This window comes from Streptomyces sp. NPDC087263 (assembly GCF_044744645.1).
Classification (GTDB): Bacteria; Actinomycetota; Actinomycetes; order Streptomycetales; family Streptomycetaceae; genus Streptomyces.
The window spans coordinates 628,310-654,038 of the sequence record NZ_JBIUYT010000001.1 but is presented as its reverse complement, the minus strand read 5'-3'; the positions used below and the strand labels follow the sequence as shown (position 1 = coordinate 654,038).

20 protein-coding genes and 1 pseudogene are annotated in these 25,729 nt (G+C 69.9%); 13 read left to right on the top strand and 8 right to left on the bottom strand.

Annotated elements, in window-relative coordinates:
- Nucleotides 1-169 precede the first annotated feature (169 nt).
- A complete protein-coding gene (locus ACIPC1_RS02925) occupies nt 170-1,189 on the bottom strand; it encodes a zinc-binding dehydrogenase (RefSeq protein ID WP_402512709.1) in 1,020 nt (339 codons plus the stop codon).
- On the bottom strand, nt 1,177-2,334 hold the full coding sequence (locus ACIPC1_RS02920) for a mandelate racemase/muconate lactonizing enzyme family protein (protein ID WP_402512707.1): 1,158 nt from the start codon (nt 2,332-2,334) through the stop codon (nt 1,177-1,179). The genes ACIPC1_RS02925 and ACIPC1_RS02920 overlap by 13 nt, the downstream gene beginning before the upstream one ends.
- Nucleotides 2,335-2,598: 264 nt before the next feature.
- Between ACIPC1_RS02920 and ACIPC1_RS02915 the strand changes: the two genes are divergently transcribed.
- A complete protein-coding gene (locus ACIPC1_RS02915; RefSeq protein WP_402512705.1) occupies nt 2,599-3,285 on the top strand; it encodes a hypothetical protein in 687 nt (228 codons plus the stop codon).
- Nucleotides 3,286-3,412: 127 nt separating this feature from the next.
- Here the strand turns inward: ACIPC1_RS02915 and ACIPC1_RS02910 are convergent, their stop codons facing one another.
- Nucleotides 3,413-3,847: a MarR family winged helix-turn-helix transcriptional regulator gene (locus ACIPC1_RS02910; RefSeq protein WP_402512703.1), complete on the bottom strand. Its 435-nt coding sequence runs from the start codon at nt 3,845-3,847 to the stop codon at nt 3,413-3,415.
- Between the two features lie 139 nt (nt 3,848-3,986).
- Between ACIPC1_RS02910 and ACIPC1_RS02905 the strand changes: the two genes are divergently transcribed.
- Nucleotides 3,987-5,009 carry an NADP-dependent oxidoreductase gene (locus ACIPC1_RS02905; protein WP_402512702.1) on the top strand — a complete coding sequence of 341 codons (1,023 nt, stop codon included), beginning with the start codon at nt 3,987-3,989 and terminating at the stop codon, nt 5,007-5,009.
- Between the two features lie 130 nt (nt 5,010-5,139).
- Complete coding sequence (locus ACIPC1_RS02900; protein ID WP_384385612.1) at nt 5,140-5,559, top strand: organic hydroperoxide resistance protein; 420 nt, start codon at nt 5,140-5,142, stop codon at nt 5,557-5,559.
- Nucleotides 5,560-5,630: 71 nt separating this feature from the next.
- Here the strand turns inward: ACIPC1_RS02900 and ACIPC1_RS02895 are convergent, their stop codons facing one another.
- Nucleotides 5,631-8,165, bottom strand: a complete 2,535-nt coding sequence (locus ACIPC1_RS02895; RefSeq protein ID WP_402512700.1) for a M14 family zinc carboxypeptidase — start codon at nt 8,163-8,165, stop codon at nt 5,631-5,633.
- Nucleotides 8,166-8,377: 212 nt separating this feature from the next.
- On the opposite strand from ACIPC1_RS02895, the gene ACIPC1_RS02890 reads away from it, so the two are divergent.
- Nucleotides 8,378-9,241, top strand: a complete 864-nt coding sequence (locus ACIPC1_RS02890; protein WP_402512698.1) for a hypothetical protein — start codon at nt 8,378-8,380, stop codon at nt 9,239-9,241.
- A gap of 145 nt (nt 9,242-9,386) precedes the next feature.
- Here the strand turns inward: ACIPC1_RS02890 and ACIPC1_RS02885 are convergent, their stop codons facing one another.
- Complete coding sequence (locus tag ACIPC1_RS02885) at nt 9,387-10,115, bottom strand: SDR family oxidoreductase (protein WP_402512697.1); 729 nt, start codon at nt 10,113-10,115, stop codon at nt 9,387-9,389.
- A gap of 157 nt (nt 10,116-10,272) precedes the next feature.
- Here ACIPC1_RS02885 and ACIPC1_RS02880 point away from each other — a divergent pair, with 157 nt between their 5' ends.
- The 5 genes and pseudogenes from ACIPC1_RS02880 to ACIPC1_RS02860 all read left to right on the top strand — a co-directional run bounded on the left by ACIPC1_RS02880 (nt 10,273) and on the right by ACIPC1_RS02860 (nt 15,797).
- Nucleotides 10,273-10,749, top strand: coding sequence for an RrF2 family transcriptional regulator (locus ACIPC1_RS02880; protein ID WP_402513376.1), 477 nt, complete (start codon nt 10,273-10,275; stop codon nt 10,747-10,749).
- A 496-nt stretch (nt 10,750-11,245) separates the two neighbouring features.
- Nucleotides 11,246-11,365, top strand: a pseudogene (locus ACIPC1_RS02875) (DnaB-like helicase C-terminal domain-containing protein); the annotation flags it as partial.
- A 358-nt stretch (nt 11,366-11,723) separates the two neighbouring features.
- Nucleotides 11,724-13,013, top strand: coding sequence for an FAD-dependent monooxygenase (locus ACIPC1_RS02870; protein WP_402512695.1), 1,290 nt, complete (start codon nt 11,724-11,726; stop codon nt 13,011-13,013).
- 596 nt (nt 13,014-13,609) lie between these two features.
- A complete protein-coding gene (locus ACIPC1_RS02865) occupies nt 13,610-14,443 on the top strand; it encodes a PIG-L family deacetylase (protein WP_402512694.1) in 834 nt (277 codons plus the stop codon).
- A 544-nt stretch (nt 14,444-14,987) separates the two neighbouring features.
- Entirely contained in the window at nt 14,988-15,797 is an 810-nt protein-coding gene (locus ACIPC1_RS02860; protein ID WP_402512693.1) for an EI24 domain-containing protein, read from the top strand.
- Nucleotides 15,798-15,870: 73 nt separating this feature from the next.
- On the opposite strand, the gene ACIPC1_RS02855 is transcribed toward ACIPC1_RS02860, so the two are convergent.
- On the bottom strand, nt 15,871-17,121 hold the full coding sequence (locus tag ACIPC1_RS02855) for a pyroglutamyl peptidase (protein ID WP_402512691.1): 1,251 nt from the start codon (nt 17,119-17,121) through the stop codon (nt 15,871-15,873).
- A 282-nt stretch (nt 17,122-17,403) separates the two neighbouring features.
- On the opposite strand from ACIPC1_RS02855, the gene ACIPC1_RS02850 reads away from it, so the two are divergent.
- The 3 genes from ACIPC1_RS02850 to ACIPC1_RS02840 all read left to right on the top strand — a co-directional run bounded on the left by ACIPC1_RS02850 (nt 17,404) and on the right by ACIPC1_RS02840 (nt 22,656).
- Nucleotides 17,404-19,944: a glycoside hydrolase family 3 protein gene (locus tag ACIPC1_RS02850; protein WP_402513374.1), complete on the top strand. Its 2,541-nt coding sequence runs from the start codon at nt 17,404-17,406 to the stop codon at nt 19,942-19,944.
- Between the two features lie 209 nt (nt 19,945-20,153).
- Entirely contained in the window at nt 20,154-21,719 is a 1,566-nt protein-coding gene (locus tag ACIPC1_RS02845) for a hypothetical protein (protein ID WP_402512689.1), read from the top strand.
- A 28-nt stretch (nt 21,720-21,747) separates the two neighbouring features.
- Nucleotides 21,748-22,656 (top strand): PhzF family phenazine biosynthesis isomerase, encoded by a 909-nt coding sequence (locus ACIPC1_RS02840; protein WP_402512687.1) that lies wholly within the window; start codon nt 21,748-21,750, stop codon nt 22,654-22,656.
- 10 nt (nt 22,657-22,666) lie between these two features.
- Here ACIPC1_RS02840 and ACIPC1_RS02835 read toward each other — a convergent pair whose 3' ends face one another.
- Together ACIPC1_RS02835 and ACIPC1_RS02830 are read right to left on the bottom strand one after the other, a co-directional pair.
- Nucleotides 22,667-23,656 (bottom strand): aldose epimerase family protein, encoded by a 990-nt coding sequence (locus ACIPC1_RS02835; protein WP_402512685.1) that lies wholly within the window; start codon nt 23,654-23,656, stop codon nt 22,667-22,669.
- A 59-nt stretch (nt 23,657-23,715) separates the two neighbouring features.
- Nucleotides 23,716-24,846, bottom strand: coding sequence for an XdhC family protein (locus ACIPC1_RS02830; protein ID WP_402512684.1), 1,131 nt, complete (start codon nt 24,844-24,846; stop codon nt 23,716-23,718).
- 275 nt (nt 24,847-25,121) lie between these two features.
- On the opposite strand from ACIPC1_RS02830, the gene ACIPC1_RS02825 reads away from it, so the two are divergent.
- Nucleotides 25,122-25,727, top strand: coding sequence for a (2Fe-2S)-binding protein (locus tag ACIPC1_RS02825; RefSeq protein ID WP_402512682.1), 606 nt, complete (start codon nt 25,122-25,124; stop codon nt 25,725-25,727).
- The last annotated feature ends 2 nt before the right edge of the window (nt 25,728-25,729 follow it).

Sequence of the window (25,729 nt, the reverse complement as noted above, 5' to 3'; positions counted from 1 at the left end):
ACGACGCGGTTCGTGGGTCGGGGACGGCTTGGTGTGTGGCGGGCGGCGACGTGGTTCGTGGGTCGGGGACGGCTTGGTGTGTGGCGGGCGGCGACGTGGTTCGTGGGATGGGAACGGTCTGGTGCTCGGCTGAGAGCGACCTGGTTTCGTGGGCCGGGAACGACTTGGTTCATGGGCGCAGCAGGACCTTTCCGACCTTCGGGTCGCCGGACCCCACCAGCTCGATGGCCGCCGGGAACTCGGCGAGCGGCAGCTCGTGCGTGACCAGCGGCAACGGGTCGAGGAGCCCGGCGCCGAACACCCGCACCGTGTGGGCCCAGGCAGCCGGCGGCGCCCCGAACACGGTGTGCACCTCCAGCTGTCGTACGACGAGATCGGTGGGGTCGAGACCCTCCGCGCCCGGCGCCGGGATACCCGTGAGGACCAGGCGTCCGCCACGCCGGAGCAGGGAGGCGGCGGTGCGCGCGGCGGAGGCGGACCCGGCGGTCTCGATGACCACATCGAAGTCGTCGGGCAGTACCTGTTCCTTCGTACGGAAGTCGGTGGCGCCGAACGTCCTGGACAGCTCCGCGCGGTCGGGGCGGGTGCCGACGACCAGCAGTTCGGCCGGGGAGCCCGCCGTGAGGAACTGCACGGCGAACATCCCGAGTGTGCCGGTGCCGACGACCGCGACCCGCTCTCCGGGCAGTGCGGCGGCCTTGAGCGCGGCGGCCGCGATGCACGCGGCGGGCTCCAGCAGGGCCGCCGCCGTCAAGTCGGCCTCGTACGGCAGGACATGGAGGAGGCGGGCGGGCAGGGTGAGGGTGGCGGCCATCGCGCCGGGCTGGGTGAAGCCGGTCTCCTCGTACCCCGCCGTGCACAGCGTGGTCTCGCCCGCGTGACAGCGGTCGCAGACCTGACAGTTGCGGAAGCCCTCCCCGACGACCTTGCGCCCGACGAGAGCGGGCGGCACCCCGGCACCGATCGCGTCCACCGTCCCGGACCACTCGTGGCCGGGGATGAGGGGGTAACGGACATACCCCTTGGGCCGGTTGCCCTGGTAGACCTCGCGGTCGCTGCCGCAGATACCGACGGCGTGCACACGCACAAGAGCCTCGCCGGCATCCGGCCGCCTGGGCTCATGGGCGGTCAGCCGGTGCTCGCCCGGGGCCGTGAGAAGGACCGCCTTCCCCGTACTCACTGAGCGCACTTCGGCCTGCGCTGCTCCCAGCCGTCCGCCCACAGGTCGAACCGGGCCTGCTGCTGCGGGAATTCGGCCGCCGCGTCGACGTCCAGCTCGACACCGAGGCCGGGCGCGTAGGAGAGGTGGAAGTACCCGTCGACGACCTCAGGGGCCCCCTTCACGACCTTCTTGATCTCCGCGTCCGCGAAGTCGTTGAAGTGCTCCAGGATCTTGAAGTTCGGCGAGGAGAAGCCGACTTGGAGGGAGGCGGCGGTCAGGACCGGCCCGCCCACGTTGTGCGGCGCGACGAGTATGTAGTGCGCCTCGGCGGTGGCGGCCAGTTTCCGGGTCTCCCAGATACCCCCGATGTGACCGACGTCGGGCTGGATGATGTCGACGGCCTGGCTCTCGAACAGCTCACGGAACTCGATGCGGTCGTGGATGCGTTCGCCGGTGGCGAGCGGTATGTCCACCTTGGCGGCGACCTTCTCCAGTGCCTTGAGGTTCTCCGGCGGAACCGGCTCCTCCAGCCAGGCGGGTCTGAAGGGCGCGAGTTCGCGGGCGAGCCGGACGGCGGTCGAGGGCGAGAAGCGGCCGTGCATCTCCAGCATCAACTCGGTCCCGGGTCCGATCGCGTCGCGCACGGCCTCGATCAGCGAGACGGAATAGAGGGTGGCCTCGTGGTCGAGCTCGAAGTGCCCGGTGCCGAACGGGTCGATCTTGAGCGCCTTGTATCCGCGCGCGACGACCTCCTGAGCGGCCTTGTGATAGGCCTCCGGGGTCCGCTCGGTGGTGTACCAACCGTTGGCGTACGCCTTGACCCTGTCGGTGACCGTGCCGCCGAGCAGCTGCCAGACGGGCACGCCGAGCGCCTTGCCCTTGATGTCCCAGCAGGCCATCTCGACGACGGCGATACCGGACATCACGATCTCGCCGGCCCGGCCGTAGTCGCCGTACTTCATCCGCTGGACGAGATCCTCGACAGCGAAGGGGTCCGAGCCGAGGATGTGGTGGGCCTCCGCCTCGCGCAGATAGCCGATCAGCGCGTCGGTGTGGCCCAGCATGCGGGTCTCGCCGACTCCGGTGACACCTTCGTCGGTGTGCACCTGGACGTACGTCAGGTTCCGCCAGGGCGTCCCGACCACGTGTGTGCTGATTCCCGTGATGCGCACGGCAGTTGCCCCCTGTGCTCTTCGATTCTGTTCGAAATTTCGTCATCCGTTCGAAATGTTGGCGTGACAGTAAGGAGGCGGCCCGGGGGGTGTCAATGGGTTGAACACTCAACGGTTTCGATGTGATGCGCGAGGGATGCCTGGGGATGGCGGGGAATGTGCGGGGGCGTCCCCAACTCGGCCACCGGAACGGGTGGTTCCCCACAGAACATTCACAGCTGTGACTATGAACGTTACCTGTGGGGAACTTAGTCTTCCGGCGTCATGGACTACTGCCTCCCGTGCCACAGGCACCTCAATGGCGCCCTTGCATGTCCGGGGTGCGGCACACCGGCCGAAAAGGTCCGCGAACACGCGGACGCGGTCGAATCGCGTCCGAAAGCGGAGGACGGTGTCGACGACGGGCACGATGACGACGACACGGGTCCCCGTGGGCGGCGTCGGGGTTCCGCCGCGGGCGGGGGCAGCCGCCGGGACCGGAAGGCCGCCGCGCACCGGCGAAGGCGCCGTGGAGCCCTGATAGTCGGCGCCGGCCTGCTTCTCGCCGCGGGCGGCCTGAGCCTCGCCGAACTCGGCGTGGAGGCCCCGGGGTCCAGCCCGAAGGCCGCGACGGCCGACGAGTCACCCGAGGGAGGCGCCAACACCTCGGCCGAGACCGCCCTGCCCATCGATGACACGGCAGGCTCCACCGGCGCCTCGGCCGGCGCCTCACCCTCGGCCTCCGAGTCGGCCTCGCCGTCCGCATCCGTATCCGCCTCGGAGTCCGCCGAGGCGGAGGACGGCGATGAGGGTTCGGCCTCGACGATCACCACCCCGGAGACCTCGGCCCCCGAGTCCACGACACCCACCGAGACCTCCCGGCCCCCGAGCAGCGACCCGACCTCGGCCGACCCGACACCGGAGCCTTCACCTTCGAAGTCGTGCGACCGGATCTTGTGGTGGTGCGCGTAAGGGTTTTCAGCCTGTCCGGCGCTTGAGGGCAGGCGCGTTCAGCGCGACACGGGGGTCTGGGGCGGAGCCCTCAGGAGCAAGGGGCGGGTAGGGGTGGAGGGGGCGAAAACCCGGACCCCAGCACTCACTACGCGGCGAGCATCCGCTGAAGCAGCCCGCGCAGCGACACCCGCTCCTCCCGCGACAGCCCCGCCAACGGCTCCCGCGCAAAGCGGAGTGATTCCCGCAGACTGCGAGCAACCCGCAGCCCCTCCTCCGTGGCCGCCGCCAGCTTGACCCGGCGATCCGTAGGATCCGGCCGCCGCTCGACCAGCCCCCGCACCTCCAACCGGTCCACGATCCCGGTGACATTGGACGGTTCACACTTCAGCTTCTGCGCGAGCCGCCGCATCGGCAGCGGCTCCAGCGACAGCAGGCTCAGCAGCCGCGCCTGTGCGCCCGTCAGCGCATGCTCGCCGGCGGCGTCCTCGTACTCCTCGTGATATCGCGCCACCACCGTGCCGATGAGGTCGACGACCTCCAGCGTCAGCGGGTCGATACGGGGGGTCTTCTGCGTGGCCATGCGTTCCAGAGTACCCCGTTACTTGACATCATGAAATATTCAGGAGCATGGTTGTTTCAGGTACTGAAATACCTGAAATACCTGAGCCGTCAGAGCCGCAGACAGCACCCGCAGCAACCCGCAGGAAAGGCGCCCTCCCATGACCGACACCCCCCAGCTCCCCGCCGTCAGCCGCGAATGGCACCTGGTCAGCCGCCCGGAAGGCTGGCCCAAGCCCGAGGACTTCGCCCTGGTCGAGGCCGAGGTGAAGCAGCCGGGTGAGGGCCAGGTGCTGGTACGGAACAAGTACCTCTCCGTCGACCCATATATGCGCGGCCGCATGAGCGCCGCCAAGTCGTACGTCGCCCCCTTCGAGCTGGGCAAGGTCATGCAGGGCGGCGCGGTCGGCGAGGTCGTCGTCTCCAACGCCGAGGGCATCGAGGCCGGCGACCACGTACTGCACTTCCTCGGCTGGCGCGAGTACGCCGTGGTCGACGCCAAGCAGGCGGTCAAGGTGGACCCGGAGGCCGCGCCGCTGAGCACGTACCTCGGTGTCCTTGGCATGACCGGCCTCACCGCGTACGCCGGTCTCCTGCGCACCGCCTCCTTCAAGGAGGGCGACTCCGTGTTCGTGTCGGGCGCCGCCGGCGCGGTCGGCAGCCAGGTCGGCCAGATCGCCAAGCTCAAGGGCGCCTCGCGCGTCATCGGCTCGGCGGGCTCCGACGAGAAGGTCAAACTGCTCATCGAGGAGTACGGCTTCGACGCCGCGTTCAACTACAAGAGCGGCCCGGTGAACGCACAGCTGCGCGAGGCCGCCCCCGACGGCGTGGACGTCTACTTCGACAACGTCGGCGGTGACCACCTGGAGGCGGCCATCGGCCAGCTCAACCGGGACGGCCGCATCGCGATCTGCGGCGCGATCTCCGTCTACAACAGCACCGAGCCCGTCCCCGGCCCGAGGAACCTCGCCCGCCTGATCCAGACCCGCGGCCGTATCGAGGGCTTCCTCGTCGGCGACCACTACGACCTCCAGTCGCAGTTCGTCCAGGAGGTCGGCCCCTGGGTCGCCTCGGGCACGCTCAAGTACCGCGAGACGGTTGTCGAGGGCATCGAGAACAACCTGGAGGCGTTCCTCGGGGTCCTGCGCGGCGACAACACCGGAAAGATGATCGTCAAGCTCTGACCTTTGCCCGCCGTTCTGCCGGGCTTCCGATCCCCGCCCTTCTGTTGGATTTCCGGCATGCGGTAACTTCTTTCCAGAATCGTCGCGATCGCGGGCGCGAGTCGCGGCGGACCAAGGAGGAACGCACCGTATGTCCATCCAGCAGTCAGACGTCCTGTACACCGCCGTCGCCACCGCCGAGAACGGCCGCGACGGCCGAGTAGCCACCGATGACGGCAAGATCGACGTCGTCCTCAATCCGCCCAAGGAGATGGGCGGCAGCGGCGCCGGGACCAACCCGGAGCAGCTGTTCGCCGCCGGTTACAGCGCCTGCTTCCAGGGCGCCCTCGGCGTCGTGGCCCGTCAGGAGAAGGCTGACATCTCCGGATCGACCGTCACCGCGAAGGTCGGCATAGGCAAGAACGAGGACGGGTTCGGGCTCATCGTCGAGATCTCCGCCGCCATCCCGAACGTGGATACGGCGACGGCCACGGCGCTGCTCGAGAAGGCCCACCAGGTCTGCCCCTACTCGAAGGCGACGCGCGGCAACATCACCGTGACGCTCGTCTGACCGCAGTCGTTGCACACGACGGAGGCCGCACCCCAAGGACGTGGGGTGCGGCCTCTGTCGTATGGGCCCTGCTACTGCGGAAGTGTGAGCAACGCCCGTGCCACCTGCGGGAATTCACCCTTCGGATGGTCGCGGAAGAGCGGTTCCGTCCCGAAGAGGACCGCGTGCGGACCACTGACGACCGAAGCCTGGCCCCCCGCCGCCGCGGGCCCGGCCGTGCCGTCGGCCAGCGCGCGCCAGTGCCCGGAGACGAGCGGATCGCCCGTCGCGTACGACTGCTCCACGCGGACCCCGGGGCCGAGGTCGGTGAACCAGAGCGGGGCGTAGACGAAGCTGTGGTCGGGGGCGCCTGCGGTCACCGCGCCCGAATTCACCACCCGTACAACGCCGTTGGCGTCCCCGTCGCCCGCCACCGGCCTGACGGTGAGCAGCCCTGTGGCGGCGTTGAGGGCGGCGCCGGTGGCTCCGCGCCCCACCAGGCCATGGGTGTCCAGGAAGGCGCCCAGCGCGGCCCGTGCGGACGCGTTGAGGCCCGTGTGGCTGAGCCCGGATGAAACGAACAGCACATCCGCACCGGACCAGTTGAAGCCCGCGTTGAGGATGGCCGTCGACACCGGGACCACGTCGAAGTTCATCTCGCGCAGCGCGAACAGCTCGCCCGGGGTGACAGCGGCGGCGACCCGGGTGAGACGCAGGGGAGTGCCACCGGTCACCTTCGTCGCGTCGAAGGCGACGTCGTACTCACGGGCGGCGACGACGGCCTTCGCCCGGGCGGAGGCCGGCACGATCGCACTGCCGTCGGCGGCCTGCTGTACCGAAACTCCCTGATTCAAGAGGGAGTTGAGGGCTGCGATCTCCTGCGGGTCGTCGAGGCGGAGCCTCAGGTCGCCGCGCGGGGCGACGTACCCGACGTCCGTGGCCGCGCCGACCGTGCGCAGCGGGACGGCCGTCAGACTGGTGCCGCCAGGCACGGGCGTGACCGTCGCGCCCCACAGCCGGCCCAGACTCCACCCCGAGATGTCGTACATCACCGACACCTTGTCGCTGATGTCCGTCCCGTCCGCCAGCAGCACATTGGCCATCCCGCGCTTGGGCTGACGCAGGTCGACGACGTAACTGCCCTTCGCGTACGACCGTCCCGCGAGCCGGAATCCGGCGGTCGCGCGGGTGACGCGCACGTCGTTGGCGAGGAGGTGGTCGACGAGGCGGGCGGCGGCGGTCGCGGAGCGCTGTGTGGCGCCGCCCGGAATGACGTACGCGCGGGGGAACTCGGTCGTGTAGACGTCCTCGGGGCCGATGCCCGGGACGCCGGGGACCGTCTCCGCGGAGACCGGTACCTGCGCGGCTCCGGTCACGCCGCGCCGGAAGACCTCGATCTGGTCGGCGATGAGTGAAGTCCGTTGCGCCTGCGCGAAGTCGAGGGTCGCGCGCATGGCGGCGCCCGCGACAGCGACGTTGATCGCGGAGCGCCGCTTCAACTCCGCGACCGGCAGCGACTCGTAGGCCGCGTTGTTCACCTGCATCGGGATCTCGACGGTGTGCGCGGCGACCGTGCCGTGGAACGCCGCGTACTGCGGCGTGAAGATCGGCGGCCAGTCGTCCCAGCCCTCCTCCTGGTCGCGGAAGGGGATCTGGGCCGGCTCCACACCGTCGGCGGCGGGTGTGTAGCCGAGGCCGTTGACGGCGGCCTCCATGCCCAGCGCGTTGGCGTAGGTGTTCTTGAGGAACAGGTCGTACTCGTAGTTCTCGCCGTGCGGCGGGGTCGTCGGCTCGATCAGTGTTCCGTTGACGTAGCCGTGCAGATCGACCATGACCACGGGCTGCTTGTCGATGCCGATCTGGCGGATCGCGCGGGCCTCGGGCTGCGAGGCGGTGACGAAGTCCCGGTTCAGGTCGAAGCCGTTGGCGTTGGCGCGGGTGCCCGCGATACGGCCGTCGGGGTTCGCCGTGATGTTGAAGTACAGGCGGCTGTGGGCGAGGAGGTCGGCGGTCTTGCTGTCCTTGGCCGTCGCGAGCTGCTCGATGAGCCCGAGGGCCGCGTCCGTGCCCTCCCACTCGTTGCCGTGGATGTTGTTGTTGAAGAAGACGGGAGTCTTGTAGGTCTTCTTCACGGCCGGGTCCTTGGCCGCCGACTGCGGCGCGTTCTCGATGAGTTCACGCATCCGCTCCTGGGCGCGCGTCTCGCGGGCGGACTCGGGCGCGGTGACGGTGACGAGGTAGAGGCGGTGGCCCCCGGCCGACTCGCCCGCGACCTCCACACTCACCCGATTGCCCAGCTCCTGAAGGGAGTTCAGCTTCGGGGCGATCGCGTGGTACGGGGTGAGGCCGAGCTTGATGGACTTGTCGGCGGGGTTCACCGGGTCCGGGGTGAGGACCTGTTCACGGGGGTAGCCGGCGGGGGCGCCGGAGAGGTCGGTGACGGGGGTGGCGAGGGCGTTGAGGGCGGCGCTCGCGGAGTTCCTGGCGGCGCCGCTTCCTTGGGCTTGGGCGGACCCTTCCCTGACCGGCGGGTTGCGGTCCGCGGTGGCGCTGTGCGGGGCGAGCAGGAGTGAGCCGGTCGCCGTGGCGATGACGGTGACGGTCAGGACAGGTCTCGGTAGGCGCACGCGTCGTACCTCCTGGGTGATGCCTGCGATCGGCACAGGGTCGGTACGGCGAGGTGTACCTGTTCGACTCTCCCGCAACAAGAGGGCGTTTCCGTCACGCATGCCGTCACACACGCCGTCACGGATGCCCCTGATGGCGCATTCCGGGCAGGTCGGGCGGGGCATGCTCAGTGCAATGGCCGAGCGGTACGCGCGTGGCGAGGAGAGCTCCGATGTCCCCGATTCCGTCGCTTCCCAGCAGGCAGGACGTACTGCGCATGGCGCGCAGCACGACCGACATCACCGGCCAACTCCTCGACACGGCCGGGAACATCACCAGAATCGCCGTCAACACCTTTGATCCCCGCGACGGTTCGGGCGCGGAGGCGCTGCGTGTCCTGCGGGAGGCCACGGCCGGGCTGGCCGAGGCGAGTGCGTCGCCGCAGGCACAGGAGGCCTTCTACCGGATGGTGGACACGCTGACTCGGCTCGGCACCAGCGGTGCGCCGCTGGCGACACATCCCGTGAGCGAACCCGCCCAGGTGCTGCTCGCCGCGCTGGGCGACAGCCTGCTGCCGGTCCTCGACGCGGTGGCGCCCGCGGTCGAGGAGGCCGCCGACGCGCTGGGCGAGCTGGTCGCCGCGGGCTCACCGCTGCTGCCCGCGGCGGCGGGGGTCGCCGCGGGCCTGCTCCTCGTACTGACTCCGGTGGTACGGGCCGCCGCGGACGTCCTGCGCGACACGTCCCCCGAACTCCGGCGCATCGCCGACGCGTTGACCGCCACGCTGGCTCCGCTCGTCCCGCTCCAGGTGGCCCTGGCGGAACGGGCCGCCACGGTGGGGGCAGGGGTCGTACGCGCTTCCCTGCCGCCGCTGGCCGACCTCACCGAGACGGCGGCTGCCGGCGCGTTGGCGGCCCGCCCGCTTTTCCTCGCAGGCGAGGAGTACCTCGTCTCCGGCCTGGAACACCTCCAGCCGCTCCTCCTGGCCATGGCCTCCCGGACCGGCCGCGTGGCCCGCTCGGCGGCGGTCCGCGTCTCGGCGGCGGTGTCGCCTGCGGCGGACCGGGGGGTGGTGGTGGCGGTGACACCGGTGTGACGGGTGATGTCACGCGAGCGGTTCGAGTAGAGCCGGTCGGTGTCGCGCGTGGGCGTGAGCGGTTCGAGTAGAGCCGGCCGGTGTCGCGCGTGGGTGCGCGCGGTTCGAGTAGAGCCGGTCGGTGTCGCGGGTGGGTGCGAGCGGTTCAGGAGAGCCAGTCGGTGTAGCGGGTGGTGGCGAGGTGGGCGTCCTTGTCGGTGAGGACGTCACCCTTCACGACGGCGAACATGCCGGCGGTGGGGTCGGTGACCACGGTGCGGCCGTCGGGCTTGTGGGACAGGGTGATCCGGCCCAGCTCGTCCAGGGTGAATATCTCGGGGCCGGCGATGTTGTGGATGCCTCCCAGCGGGGCGCCCGCGGCGACCTCCGCCACCGCGGCGGCCACGTCCTTGGCGGCGATCGGCTGGATCGGTGTGGCGGGCAGCCGGACGGTGTCGCCGTCGGTGGTCCACGACAGCACCGCGTCGACGAACTCCATGAACTGTGTGGCGCGGACGATCGAGTAGGGGATCGGTCCGGCCGCGAGGATCTCCTCCTGGAGCGCCTTCGCCCGGTAGTAGTCCAGCTCGGGGACCTGGTCCACGCCGACGATCGAGAGGATGACGAAGTGCCGGACGCCGCCCTTCTGTCCCGCGGCCAGCAGGTTGTCCATCGAGGCCCGGAAGAAGGCCAGGGAGGCTTCGTCGAAGGTCGGGGAGTTCGTCAGGTTGACGATGACGTCCGCCCCTGCGGCCGCCTCGTCCAGGCCCTGGCCGGTGATGACGTCGGCTCCGGTGGACTGCGAGTGCGGTACCGCCTCATGCCCGGCGGCGTTCAGATTCCTGACGACCTGCGACCCGATCAGCCCGGTACCGCCGATGACCGCGAACTTCATGACATGCCTTTCGCTGGGATGGTATGTCCGTAAACCTGGCGCATGGTCCCCATGCGGGCTCCGCACGTCGACCGAACCCGGACACCTTCTATCCGAGAATATACTCGGACTCATGCTGTCCGAGTCAAGTGGGTCTGGTTAGAGTGATCGAGTGAAGATGTCCGGCGGAGTCGAGTGGGCCCTGCACTGCTGCGTCGTGCTCACATCGGTCGACGAGCCCGTCCCCGCGACCCGCCTGGCGGAACTGCACGACGTCTCGGCGAGCTATCTGGCCAAGCAGTTGCAGTCCCTCTCCCGCGCCGGGCTGATCCGCTCGGTGCAGGGCAAGTCGGGCGGTTACGTACTCACCCGGGAACCGGACTCCATCACGGTCCTCGACGTCGTCGAAGCGGTCGACGGTCCCGGCCCGGCCTTCAACTGCACGGAAATCCGCCAGCGGGGTCCCCTGGCCACCCCGCCCGAGTCGTGCACCGTACCCTGCGCGATCACCCGCGCCATGAACGGAGCGGACGCGGCCTGGCGAGCGTCCTTGCGCGCCGTCTCGATCGCCGACCTCGTCCAGAGCGTCGGCTCCGACTACGGCCCCGGCGCGATGGCGGGCATCGGCACGTGGCTGACGACGCCGGACGCGTGAGCGCCGACCTGTACGACACTCAGGCCGGTCCCGCGAGGTGCGGCGCCGGCCTCCGGAGGGGGACACCTTTGAAGAATCCGTTCGACGACGGCGGCCCGCTGGACAGAGCGATGCCCTACATAGGCCTGGCCGCATCGACTTTCCTGCTGGTTCAGGGCGTGCGCCTGTACATCTCAGGAAGCACCATCCTGTGGGCCCTAGCCGCCGGTGCCGTGTTCCTGGCCGCGAGCTTCGACATTTACCGATCCCTACGGAAACCGAGGCTCACGAGCAGGCCGCAGTAGGTCAGTTGAGTAATCCGGTCCAGATCGAAGGCCGCGTCCACTACCGCCGCCCCGGTGCACGAGGGCTCGACACGGCCGCCGAGGCGGACGCTTGGCCCGCTCGGCGGCGGGCCGTGTCGGCTGCGGTGTCGCCTGCGACTGAGAACGTGGTGGTGGGCGGTGGTACCGGTGTGATCACCGCCGCCTCAGCGCCTGTTGGGGGCGTACATCCGCCCCGGACGGGGAGTCGGGGCGACCTGATCGTCGCCAAGCACCGCAACGGGCCAACCGCGACGGTCGCTGTCGCCTTCCAGGGCCACTATTCGCGGTTCGTCGACTTCGCCCGGGCGTGAGCGTCAGCACCTGGGGGTCTCAAATTTCGTGTCGGAATCTCACCGCTGGTGCCGAATGGAAGTCGGATCCGACGCGGCGCTGAGACACGCTGTCCGTTCTCACTGGTCCTTTCAGCGTCTCACTGTGTTGCGCGCAGATCTGGCGAATTCTTGGGCGGCGGCTAGCTGACAGGCTGGTTCGCCTGGTTTAGGCCAGTCTGGGTTGATGTGAGTCTCATCGGAGTTGGCGTTTCTCATCAATGTCTGCCGTGACCGATGAGTCTTGTGCGGATCCGTGGTCGATACGGCTGGATACACCCACAACGGTGGGCCTGTGCTGGGGACGTTCCAGCGCGGGAGGAAGCAGATGGAGGCTGTGATGAGCGTCGACGACTCCGACCCGGGGCACGCGATCCGGACGGGCGGGCAGGGGACGCGGGTGAGCGGTCCCAGGGTTTTGGTGGCGGGGGCGAGCATCGCGGGACCCGCGCTGGCCCACTGGCTGCGCCGACAGGGGGCTGAGGTGACCGTGGTGGAGCGGGCTCCCGAGCTGCGTCCCGGCGGGCAGGCGGTGGACGCGCGCGGGGTCGCCAAGGAGGTCATCGGGCGCATGGGGTTGGACGCGGCGGTGCGCGCGGCGTGCACCGACACCGCCGGCGCGCACACCGTGGACGCGGACGGGCAGGTGCTGGAGACCTTCCGTGCCGACGACGACGGTGGCGACGGGTTCATCGCGGACATCGAGATCCTGCGCGGGGATCTGTCCCGGGTGCTCTACGACGACACCCGCGACGGCGTCGAGTACGTCTTCGGCGACCGGATCGCCGGGCTCGCCCAGAACGCGGACGGGGTCGACGTGGTCTTCGCGGGCGGCAACCGGCGGCGCTTCGACCTGGTGGTCGGGGCAGACGGGCTGCACTCGGAGCTGCGAGCGATGGTCTTCGGGCCGCATGAGCGGTTCCTCCGCCACCTCGGGCACGTGCTGGCCTTTTGCAGTGTGCCCAACGAGTTCGGGCTGGACCGCTGGCTGCTGGAGTACCAGGATCAGGAGTCCGGGCGCTCCGCCCTCCTGCGGCCCATCCAGGACGCCACCCGGGCGATGGCCATGTTCTACTTCGACTCGGCTGACTTCGACGTCGACCACCGTGACGTCGCAGCCCAGAAGGTCCTGCTGCGGGAGCGGATGGCGGGCCTGGGCTGGTTGACCCCGGACATCCTCGCGCACCTGGACGACACTCCGGACTTCTACCTCGACCAGGTCGCCCAGGTGGTGATGGACCGCTGGTCGAGTGGACGGGTGGGGTTGCTCGGGGACGCGGCGTTCAGCTCGTCGCCGATGTCCGGGCAGGGCACCGGGCTGGCACTGGTCGGTGCCTACGTGCTGGCCGGAGAGCTGGCCGCTGCCGGATGGGACCCCGACGCCGGGTTCGCCCGCTACGAGGCGCGGATGCGCTCGTTCGTCGAGGCCAACCAGGAGATCGGCCGGTTGAACGCCCGCAGCCGCGACGTCCCCGGGCCAGACGCCGAGCCGCGCCCCGATTTCGCCGGCGAATGGTTCACCGAATTGGTCGGGCGCGCGATCAACGGCGTCGAGCTGCCCGACTACGCGGTGGTGCCGGACTCCGCAGCCCCGGCCGGATCGCCGATCACCTCGTGGGCCAAGCCGTAGGCGTCACCTAACGTGTCGAGAGGGACCACGCTTCGGCAGGACACCGCCGGACGACCTCCTCTCATGCCGCACGGTGCGCGTTGGAGCGCCAGTTCGGCGGCCAGGCCACCTTCCGATGAGGCGGAGCTGGCTCGGAAAACTGACAAGATCGATGAGAATCCACCGCGCGGGGTCTCTGTGGTTCTGTCACTTGCCTGGTCGGCGCTCACCGCAGCTGACAAGACCATTGAGACATCGACCCCGTGACATCCAAGCCCATTGATCCCAGCCGGATCGCTCGCCCGTCTTGTCTCAAGGCAGTTGTCAGAGCGCAGATCGCCGACACGGCTCCCTGACACGATGGATGAGAACGGACACACGCAGGTCGCGCCTGCACCTCGTTCGCGTTCAAACGCCGACGCCTGGAAGGCCAAGCGGCCGCACCGGGAACAGCCGGTCAGGCCGGCACGGTTGCATCGACAAAGGGACCGGCGCCGCACCGGCGGGGGAACACGAAGACCACAAGGTCGTCCGTCCCACCAGGATCCGGCCCCCGGGATCGCGGCACACCCGCCGCGCACCCGGACCGTTGCGTACTTCTGCAGGAGGACTGCTTCATGACTGACCGGCCCTTGACGCTCATGGCCGTGCACGCCCACCCCGACGACGAAGCCACGGGAACCGGAGGGGTCCTCGCGCAGTACGCGGCGGAAGGCATCCGCACCGTTCTCGTGACGTGTACCGACGGCGGTTGCGGTGACGGACCGGGGGGCGTCAAGCCGGGCGATCCCGGCCACGATCCTGCGGCCGTCGCCTCGATGCGCCGTCAAGAACTTCAGGAGAGCTGTGACGTCCTGAAGGTCAGCGATCTGGAGATGCTGGACTATGCCGACTCCGGGATGATGGGCTGGCCGAGCAACGACGCCCCCGGATCCTTCTGGCAGACCCCCGTGGAAGCAGGCGCGGCCCGACTCGCGGAACTCATGCGGCACTACCGACCCGATGTGGTCGTCACCTACGACGAGAACGGCTTCTACGGCCACCCCGACCACATCCAGGCCCACCGCATCACGATGGCGGCGCTGGAGATGACCGCGCTGACACCGAAGGTGTACTGGACCACGATGCCCCGCTCGACGATGCAGCGGTTCGGCGAGATCATGCGCGAGTTCCATCCGGACATGCCGGAGCCGGACCCCGCCGAGGCCGCCGCGATGGCCAAGATCGGCCTCCCCGACGACGAGATCACCACATGGGTGGACACCACCGCGTTCAGCGGCCAAAAGTTCGACGCCCTGGCCGCGCACGCCAGCCAGGGCGAGAACATCTTCTTCCTCAAGATGGGCAAGGAGAGCTTCGGCGAGTTGATGGGCATGGAGACCTTCGTACGTGTCCAGGACGCCACCGGCGCGGCCATGCCCGAGAACGACCTCTTCGCCGGACTGCGCTGACCCGGCCGCCCGGCCGGGAAGCGCATCGACCGCACGGCGCGATCGAGCGGGTCACAACCGGAGGCTTCTCCACGCGAGTGCCGCTCCGGTAGCCCGCGTCCAGGCCCTCCCAGACGGCGTCGACACGTGCCCGCACTTTCGACCCAACACCGCGCTGGTCCGCAAACCCACTGGCAACCGCACAGGTGGGAGACAGGCTGCTGACTCGGCAGGTGCGCGACAGTCGAGGTCACGAGCCCGGTCCCAATTCGACGCGCGACTTCAGCCGTTTCTTGGCCTGGGAGGGTGTTCCCCTCCCGGGCACAAGGAAGAGCGTGCCGGAACTTGCCGGGCATTCACCCCAGGGATTCGATGGCTGCCGTGATGATTTCGCGCGCAGCCGAGCCGCCCCCGCCCAAGCGCCGTAGCTTCCCAAGCTGAGGTCCAGGGCGAGCGCGACGATCCCTAGCGGTGTCCAGATCTCGAAAACCCCCGCCAGACAGTCCACATAGGTCCGGTAGCAGGCTGACGGGCCCTCATGCAGGATCGACGCTAAAGTTCCCCCATGCGTGACTTCGGGGTGGGCTTCAACTACTTGGTGCAGGGCCAGCGGTGGGTGGGGAGGCACGGGAAGCAGTACGGGTTCGGGCTGCTTCCGGGGCTGATCACACTTGTGTTGTACGCGGGGGCGCTCGTCGCCCTGGCGGTGTACGGCGATGACCTCATCGGCTGGGCCACCCCGTTCGCGGACGACTGGAGCAGCCCCTGGCAGGGCCTCTTCCGCGGCTTCCTGACCGTCGTGCTGTTCGCCCTCGCTCTCCTCCTCTCCGTGGTCACCTTCACCGCGGTCACCCTCCTCATCGGCCAGCCGTTCTACGAGAACCTCTCGGAGAATGTCGACCGGGACGTCTCCAAGGACGGCACGGCCCCCGAGTCGGGCCTGCCGCTGTGGCGGGAGCTGTGGATCTCGGCCCGCGACAGCCTTCGTATCGTCGTGCGGGCGGCCCTGTGGGGCATCCTGCTCTTCGCCCTCGGCTTCATCCCGTTCGTCGGACAGACGGCCGTCCCGGTGATCGGCTTCTTCGTCACCGGCTTCTTCCTCACGGAGGAGCTGACCGCGGTGGCGATGCAACGCCGCCGCGTCGACCTCCGCCACCGCCTCACCCTCCTCCGCTCCCGCAAGACCCTGGTCTGGGGCTTCGGCACCCCCCTCGCCGTCTCCTTCCTGGTCCCGTTCGTCGCCGTCTTCCTGATGCCCGGCGCGGTCGCGGGCGCCACGCTGATGGCCCGCGACCTGCTGGGCGAGGAGACGACGACGGACGGCGACCTGGACAGGAACGGCGCGGACGATCAGGAGCGGGCGTCCACGGGCTGACCCCCGGCGCCCACCGCCCTGGTCAGGAGCGGCGCCCGCCGACTCGGTCACGAGCCGGCGTTCACCACCACGCTCAGGACGCCGCCTCCACCGCCACCGTCAAAATCGCCCGCACCTGAGCGATGATGTCCAGCCGGTTCTGTACGAACGCCGCGTCCGTGATCACCCCGGTCGCCGGGTCCGTGTTCCCCGTGCCGAACTGCAGCACGGGCGTGTGCACATGACCGCCGGGCAGACTGTCGTGCAGGCCGAGACGGTCGCGCAGCAGCGTCGCGCGATAGGCGATCTCGTTGGAGAGGTAGTCACCGCCGCCCCCGGCGCGAGCCGTCGAACCCGGCGTCGGGCCGGTGGGACGTACGACCGCGGTGGTGCCGCCCGCCGGGATCTCGGTCACCGACGTGTTGTCGTACACCGGGAAGCGGCCCGTGTTCGCGGCCACGATCTCCGCGTACGGAAGGGTCGTTGACGTCCACTGCGGCTGTGAGGCCGGGTCGGTGACCGGGACGGTCTCGGGGACCCCGGTGTTGAGGTTGTCGCCGAAGCCGCCCCGCCAGGCCCCGTTGGTCCGCTCCACGTCGAACCGGCCCACGCGGCCCTGGCTGACGGTCGTGAACAGATCCACCTTCGGCAGAGCGGACCGCAACGCCCGCTCGACCATTCCGTCGGTGAAGTCCTCCCAGCGGACCGGGAACATGGCTGTCTCAATGCGCGCCGGACCGTCCGCGGTCTGGATCGTCGTACCGTCCAGGGCGAGCGCGCTGGCTCCGGACGGGTTGGAGATCCGGATGTCACGGTCCAGCGTGAACGGGTCGAAGCCGGTGACCAGGATCCGCTTCACGCCCTTGGCCTGGGGATAGCGGATGGCGTCCTGACCACGTGAGGACACCTCCAACTTGCCCAGCAGCTTGTCCCGTTGGGCATCCGTGAGCGCGAACTCCGGCTCCCACTCGCGCACTTCACGCGTCATGCCGAGGCGGGCCCAGTACAGCGGCCGGTCGTCGTCCCGGCTCAGGTCCCCGCCCGCCGGACCCCGGCCCTGCGCCCGGTCCACGGCCCGCTGCCACAGCCGCGCACCCTGCTGTACGGCGGCACGCTCGGCCTGCGCGTACGAGTTAGCCTTCTCCAGCGCCCGTGCGAACTCCGGGGCCACGGTGTCGAATCCGGAACGCCGCAGGATTTCCTGGGGCGCGGCCTTGTCGAGCCGCAGCTCCTCCACGGTGGGGGTCTCGGCGGTCGACGGGGCGGCGGACGCGGTGGGCGCCACCGCCAGCCCCGCCACCAGGGTCAGTCCGAGTGCGCCGATCCGAGTACGTATGTGATTCAAGGGAGTTCTGACCTTCCGCCGCTGTGGGGTGCTGCCGGACAGCGGAAGTATCCCGTGACGGGTGGGGCGTACGCCATCGTAGGAAGATCCCGGCCCGCGGACGGCCGAGGCAGGATGGAGACGGAGATGTCCAAGGACCTCGCCAAGCGCTTCAATCAATAGTTCGACCGTCTTCGACAAGCGCTTCAACCAGGACTTCAACCAGGACTTCAACGTGGAGGTGTCGCCGTGGCGGAGACCGAGCAGACCCCGTCGGACCGGACCCCGTCGGACCGGACTCCGTTGGACCGGACTCCGTTGGACCGGACCTCGACGGACCAGGCCCGCGAGGCCATCGTCGAGGCGGCGCTCGGCAGGCTCGGCCTCGACGTCAAGGCGCGGCTGCTGTCCGGGCAGGACATGTGGTCGCTGCCCGCGCTCCCGGAGATCGGGTTGAAGTCCCTGGTCATGTCCGACGGCCCGGTCGGCGTACGAGGCGTCCGCTGGACTGCCGACGACCCCTCCATCGCCCTCCCGTCCCCGACCGCGCTCGCCGCCACCTGGGATCCCGCCCTCGCCCACCGTGCCGGCGCGCTCCTCGCCCAGGAGGCCCGCCGCAGACACGTCCACGTCCTGCTCGCGCCCACGGTCAACCTGCACCGCTCCCCGCTCGGCGGCCGCCACTTCGAGGCGTACAGCGAGGACCCGTACCTGACCGGACGGATCGGCTCGGGCTATGTGAACGGAGTCCAGTCCGGCGGCGTCGCCACCACCGTCAAGCACTTCGTCGCCAACGACGCCGAGACCGACCGCTTCACAGTGAACAACCGGGTCTCCCAACGTGCCCTGCGCGAGCTCTACTTGGCCCCCTTCGAGGCCATCGTCCAAAACGCCCGCCCCTGGGGCATCATGACCGCCTACAACTCGGTCAACGGCACGACCATGACCGAACACCGCCGTCTCGTGAACGAGATCCTGCGCGGCGAGTGGGGCTTCGACGGCTTCAACGTCTCCGACTGGATGGCCGCCCGCTCCACGGCCGCCGACATCGAGGGCGGCCTCGACGTCGCCATGCCCGGCCCGCGGACCGTGTACGGCGAGCCGCTCGCGCGGGCCGTACGAGCCGGCCGCATCGAGGAGTCGACGGTCGACGAGGCCGTCCGTAACGTGCTGCGCCTCGCCGCCCGCGTGGGCATCCTGGACGGCGCCGAACCGGTCGTGACCGAGCCGCCCGCCACCATCGACGGCGAAGCCCTGGCCCGCGAGATCGCCCGCCGCGCCTTCGTGCTCGTACGGAACGAAGTTCGCAGCGAAGTTCGCAGCGAAGTTCGCAGCGAAGTACGCAGCGAAGCAGGCAACGAAGTTCGCAACGAAGTACGCAGCGAAGGACGCAACGAACGCCAAGCCCTCCCGCTCAGGCCCGGCACCGTCGCGCTCATCGGCGCCGCCGCCCGCGACGCCCGCGTCCTCGGCGGCGGCTCCGCCACCGTCTTCCCCTCCCATGTCGTCTCGCCCCTCGACGGCCTCACCGCGGCTCTCCCCGAGGGCAGCCTGACGTACGCCGTCGGAGCCGACCCGAACGAGGAACTCGCCGTCGCCGACAAGGGGTTCGAGCTGCGCGCCGTCTGCCGCGACGCGGCCGGCGAGGTCATCGGCAGCGGCTCCGCGCCCAGCGGCCAGATCCAGTGGATGGGCGACGACCTCCCCGCCGGCGTCACGCACGCCGCCCTCCACACCGTCGAGCTGACGGGTACCTTCACCCCGCGCGACAGCGGCCCGCACACCTTCGGCATCAAGGGACTTGGCGCCTTCACACTCACCATCGACGGCAGGACGTACTTCGACGACGTCCAGCGCGCCGAGAAGGGCGACCCGTTCGTCACCTTCTTCGGCGCTCCGATGCCCGGCGCCCAGGTCGAACTGACCGCGGGCGAACCGGTGAACGTCTCCCTCACCCACGTCGTCACCCTCCCCGAGGGCGTCCACCTGAAGGTGATCGGCTTCACGCTCGCCCACCAGGAGCCGCAGCGCGACGCCGACGAACTGATCGCCGAGGCGGTCGAGTTGGCCTGCGCCGCCGACACCGCCGTCGTCGTGGTCGCCACCACCGAGCGCGTCGAGTCCGAGGGCTTCGACCGAAAGGACCTCAAACTTCCGGGCCGCCAGGACGATCTGGTGCACGCCGTCGCCGCCGCCAACCCGAACACCGTCGTGATCGTCAACTCCGGCTCCCCGGTGGAGCTTCCGTGGCGCGAGGAGGTCGCGGCCGTCCTGCTGAGCTGGTTCCCCGGCCAGGAGGCAGGCGCCGCCCTCGCCGACGTCCTCACCGGCGCCCACGAGCCGGGCGGCCGCCTGCCGACCACCTGGGGCTCACTGAGCGACGCCCCGGTCACCCGGGTGGCTCCCGTCGACGGTGAACTCCCGTACACCGAGGACGTGTTCATCGGCTACCGCGCCTGGGACAAGGCCGGTGCCACCCCCTCGTACGCCTTCGGACACGGCCTCGGCTACACCGACTGGACGTACGAGTCGATCGAGGTCGACGGCAGGACCGTCACGATCCGCGTCCGCAACTCCGGCGAGCGCGCCGGGCGTGAGGTCGTCCAGGTCTATCTGGCGCCGACCGAACAGGACAGCGGCCGCCCGGCCCGGTGGCTCGCCGGTTTCGCGGGGGTGGAGGCGGGACCCGGCGAGAGCGTCGTGGCCGTCGTCGAAGTCCCGCGCCGTGCCTTCGAGGTCTGGGACGAGACGGCGAACTCGTGGGCATTTGTGAAGGGTTCGTACGAGATCCAGGCAGGACGCTCGATCGCGGACCGTCGCGTCGCGTCGGGCATTACCGTCTGACCCAGGACGAGCCGCCCTCCTGAACAGTCCCGGTCCGGAACCTGACAGACCGGGCCGGGGCTCGGGAAGAACAAAGAGCTCAGAGTCCTGGAACCACCAGCCCCTCCGGGGGCGGCGGGGCGATAAGCGGTTGTCCGGGGTACGGGGCTGGGGCAGGATCGGGGCATGACTCCTCAGCTTGTACGGAAGGGCGGCCTCCGCCCCGGCCGTTGACCGGCCCCGCCGTCGACGCGCGGCCCACCTTCTTCGCCCATGTGCTCGCCCTGGGCGCCCTGTACGGCACCGGTCCCTGGCCGGACGAAGGGCGGCCCTATCCCGATGAGCCCCCAGGCGGCGAGCAGGCCCTCATGCCGAGTGTCGTCCTCGACTCCGTCCGGGCCAAGCACTTCGGGATCGGTCAGGACAGCGACGCCGTCGCAGGACTCGCCCGCCGCATCGCGGACCTCGCCTCCGCCCCCGGCCTCGACCTCACCACCGGCCTCGACACCGATCTCGGCGCCGCCCAGGAACTGCACGACTGGCTCGCCGGGGGCGGCGCCGACGCGTTGTGCACCGCCGACCGCATCGGTCCGGCGCTCAAGGAGTGCGGGGTCGGACGCGGCCCCGTCGGAGCGATCGGGCGGTGGCTCGCCGAGACCGGCACCCACCTGGCCGCCGTGAAGACCGGGATCGTCCTGGTCGGCCTGGCCGGTGACACCCGCGACCGCGAACTCCTGCTGCTGCTCGGCTCACTCGACGAGTTCACGCTGTACGCCGCGGTCGCGCTGCGCCGCACCCTGGACGAGCCCGACCAGGCCCTGCACGCCCTGGGCCGCAGCGTCACCGGCTGGGGCAGGATCCACGCGGTCGAGCGCCTCCAGGGCACCCAGGACCCGGCCATCAAGGGCTGGCTGTTGCGCGACGGCTTCCGCAACGGCGTCATGAACGAGTACCTGGCCCCGCTCGCCGCCAGCACCGGCGGCCTGCTCGACGCACTCCTGGAACCCGCCGACCGTATCGACGAAGCCCTCCTCGAAGGCGCCGGGGACATCCTCGCCACCCTGGCCAACGGCGAGGGCGGTCCCACCACCGGGCTTCGCGAGTACCCGGACGCCGTCTCCGCCCTCGGCCGCTACGCCGAACTCGCGGCGACCGCACCCCGCACCCTCACCCGGCTGGAGGCCCTGCTCAGCATCGAGCGGTACGTACGCCTCAATGCCCCGGACGGCGACTGGGAGCCGGCGGCCGTCACTGAACTGGCCCGCAGATACGCCGCGTTGCTGGCCCTGCCCGGCTGGGACGAGCTGGTCCTCACCCACCTCTCGGACCCGGTCCGCCCCGACTTCGGCCTGGGTATCTGGGTCGCGGGCAGGCGGGGGCTGCGGCCGGTGCGCCAGATTCTGGACCACTTGGAGCACGAGCCGCTCGACGCCCATGCCTGGCACCACCTCCTGCGGGACGCCCGCCCGGCGGACCTGCCCCCGATCCTCGCCGCGGCCGAGCGTCTCCTCCCGCTGGCGGAGCTGGCGAACGGCCCCGGCGACGACCTCGGCCTGGGCCGTGACCGCATCGCCGACCGTGTCCTCGAACCGATCGTCCAGTCGCTCGCCCACCATCCGGGCCACGGCTGGCCCGTACTGCGCGCCGCGCTCCTGAACCGGGTCACGCGCAACCGCCGGGCGGCCCGGCGCACCCTGCGGGCCTGGCCGCCCGGCTCCCTGCCTCCGGAGGCGGTGGAGCTGCTGGCCGCACCGGACTGTGTGCCGGAACCAGAACCGGAAGGGCAGCAGGAATAGCCGGTCGGGACCTCGGGTTGGTGCGAGCATGACGATCAGCGACGCCCCATCCGTGCCGCCCGAGGTCTTGCGCTACACCGCCTTCTCCACCGACCCGGCCGGCGGCAACCCCGCAGGAGTGGTCCTCGACGCCGCCGCCCTGGACGGAGCCGCGATGCTCGCGATCGCCGCCGAGCTGGGGTACAGCGAGTCCGCCTTCATCACGCCGCCGCCCCCGGAGCTCGCCGACGGACCCGGCCGCGCCTACAGCATCCGGTACTTCAGCCCCAAGGCCGAGGTGCCGTTCTGCGGTCACGCCACCGTCGCCACGGCCATCGCCCTCGCCGAGGCGGGCGAGATCTCCGCGTCCGGCACCGGCGACCTGGTGTTCGCCACCCGGGCCGGCATCGTCCCGGTGACCGTCGCCCGGGTCGACGGGCAGCTGCGGGCCACGCTCACCAGCGTCGAGCCCGCGGTCGAGGAAGCCGGTGAGGCCGATGTCGCGGAGGCACTGGCCGCGCTCGGCTGGACCGCCGCCGATCTGGACCCGGCCAGTGAGCCCCGTATCGCCTTCGCGGGAGCCCGCCATCTCGTACTTACGGCCGCCACCCGTTCCCGGCTCGCCGACCTCGACTACGACTTCGTGCGGCTCGAAGCCCTGATGCACCGGCTCGACCTCACCACCGTCCAACTGGTGTGGCGGGAGTCGGATTCCGTCTTCCACGTCCGCGACCCGTTCCCGGTGGGCGGCGTGGTCGAGGACCCGGCCACCGGGGCCGCGGCCCTCGCCTTCGGTGCGTACGCGCGCGAGCTGGGCCTGGTCCCGGACGCGGCCGTCCTCACCCTCCACCAGGGTGCGGACATGGGCCGCCCCGGCCTGCTGACGGTGGAGCTCAGGGCGGGCGATCCACGCGTACGGGTGTCCGGTGCGGGAGCCCGGATCCCCGACCAGGCCTGACCAGGGCCGGCTAGTCCCGCACCGCGAAGCCATAGACGGTCTCCGACCCGTACACCCCGCCCGGCCGCAGCTCGGTGCTCGGGAACCCCGGCCGGTTCGGGGAGTCCGGGAAGTGCTGCGTCTCCAGCGCGATGCCGTCGCCGGGCGCGAAGGGCACCGAGCCGTCGAGATGGTCGGCGGTGTAGAGCTGGAGACCGGGCTCGGTGGTCGCCACGGTCAGTACGCGCCCGGACGCCGGATCGTGCAGCTCGGCGACCTCGACGGGCGTCTCGGTCGGCCCCTTGTCGAGCATGAAGTTGTGGTCGTATCCGGCGCCCACTTTCCGCGCCTCCCGGAAGTCGAAGCGGGTGTCCGCCACGTCCAGGAACTCGCCGGTCGGGATGAGGTCCCCGTCCACCGGAGTCAACCGCGAGGCGGCGATACGGAGTTCGTGTCCGCCCGCGCTCCCCGAGCCGCCTCCGCTCAGGTTCCAGTACGTGTGGTTCGTCAGGTTCACCACGGTCGGCGCGTCCGTGACCGCCCCGTACGCGATCCGCAGCGCGCCACCCTCATCCAGCGTGTACGTCGCAGAGACCTCCAGGCGCCCAGGGAAGCCCTCCTCGCCGTGTGGGGCGACCCGTGACAGCCGAACCCCGTGTTCGACCGCCTGCGCGTCCCACACGCGCTTGTCGAAGCCGTGCTCGCCGCCGTGCAGGGAGTTGGTGCCGTTGTTCTGGGCCAGGTGGTACGTCCGACCGTCGAGCGGGAAGCGGCCGCCCGCGATCCGGTTCGCGTACCGCCCGACCAACGCCCCGAAGTACGGCTGGGGATGCGCGAGATACCCCGCCAGGTCCGGGAAGCCCAGCACCACGTCCACGGCCGCCCGATCCCGACCCGGCACCTCGACCGACTGCACGATCCCGCCGTACGTCAGGACCCGCACCCGTACACCGGAGCGCTCCAGCGTCCAGCGGTGGACCGGGGTGCCGTCCGGAAGGGTGCCGAAGAGTTCGTCGTACATGATCGGAAGCCTAGGTCAACCGGCCGCGAACGGGCCGCTGGCGCCGCCCTACGGCCTGGTCATGCCCGCGTCGACAGAGGACGGTCCAGTGGGCCGCATACTTCGGCGGGTTCCGCGTGCAGCGGCCCCGTGCCGGCTCGAAGAGGCGTGGCCGGACGGCCATGGCGCACCGCGACCACTTCAGCGGCGATGGACAAGGCGGTCTCCTCCGGGCTGAGCCCGCCCAGGTCGAGGCCGACGGGAGCCCGCAGACGGGCGAGTTGGCGTTCCGTCACACCTGCCGCGATCAGCGACCTGCTCCGCTCGGCACACGTACGTCGTGACCCGATGGCCCCGACATAGGCCAGCGGACGTCGAAGTGCTTCACGCAACAGCGGGATATCGAACTTGGGGTCGTGCGTCAGCGATACCACGACCGTGTCGCGATCGGTTCCCACACTGCCGAGATGGCGCGCCGGACGGTCGACGACGACTTCATGGGCGTACGGGAATCGTTCGGGAATGGCGAATACCGCACGCGCGTCGCACACGGTCACGCGATATCCCAGAAATGCTCCGAGCTGTGAGAGTGCCCGCGTGAAATCCACGGCCCCGTACAACAGCATCCTGGGCGGCGTGGAGATCTGGTGCAGGAAAAATGAGATTCTCTCACGGGAATCGTTCGTCATATGCAGAACACCGGAATCGCCGGCGGCCCGGCGGCGCAGGCATTCACGGTCCCACTTCTCGGCGCCGAGTGTGCCGCTGACCGATTCCGGAGTGATGACCAGGGTCGAGCCGAGGTGCTCGGGGTGGACGGTGTCAACGGTCAGGGCGAGCGTGACGGAGGCCCCGCGGGCGAGTGACGCCAGGGCCGCCGCGAAGGCCTCGTCCGCGCCCGGGTCGACGCGCCGCACAAGGACCTCCATGCTTCCCCCGCACAGCAGACCGGGCTCGAACACGTCGTCCGAGTCGCTGTCGAACCGCACCACTTGGGCGCGGCCGTCGGCCAGCACCTCACCTGCCAGCTCATAGAGCGTGGCGTCCAGGCATCCCCCCGAGATACCGCCGAGCGCTTCACCGTCCGGGCCTCGGACGAACATGGCGCCGGGGCGTTGCGGCGCGCTTCCTTCCACCGCGGTCACCAGGGCGACGGCGAACGCCTTTTTCTCGCCGAACCACCCGGTGAGAGCCGGTAGTAGATCACGCATATAGTCCTCGAAAGCCGGGAGTGGATCACGCCTATGGTTCTCCGTGTTGAACAGTATTGATGTACCAGACTCCGTCCGGTCCCGTCCATGCGTCTCATCGAAGCTTCATGATGCCTTCATATCGTTAATTCCCGCGTTTTCGCTGTTACGATAACCGGGCGCATTTCCTCGACAGAGCTTTCCGTGAGGGAATGCCTGAGCGCGTCTGACCGAGCTCTGTCGAAGGGCTTGGTGAGTACGGTCCCATCGCTCTCGGACACCGGAAGGCATGACCTATGTCAGATACGTTCGACGAAGCATCCACCATCAATCGGCGCGGTTTCGTGGTGGCGTCCACGGCAGTCGTGAGTGCGCCTCTGCTGAGCACGGCGTTCACGTCCGACAGTGCTCAGGGCCAGACAGCGGCCGCCGCGGTGCAGGAGTCAGAGGTCAGGCTGACGGTCAACGGCGAGCAGCGGTCGGCGTCGGTGGACAACCGGACCTCGCTGCTCGACCTCCTGCGGGAGCACCTGGACCTTCCCGGCGCCAAGAAGGGCTGTGACCAGGGCGCCTGCGGAGCCTGCACGGTCCTGGTGAACGGCCGTCGGGTGAACTCCTGCCTCACCCTCGCCGTCATGCACGACGGCGCTCGGGTCACCACGATCGAGGGGCTCGCCGACGGCGACGAACTGCACCCTCTCCAGCAGGCGTTCATCGATCACGACGGCCTCCAGTGCGGTTACTGCACGCCTGGTCAGATCCTCTCCGGGGTGGCCTGCATCGCGGAGGGACACACCGGCTCCCCGGCGGAGATCCGCGAGTGGATGAGCGGCAACATCTGCAGGTGCGGCGCCTACACCAACATCGTCTCGGCCATCGAGCAGACCGCCAAGGAGAGGTGAGC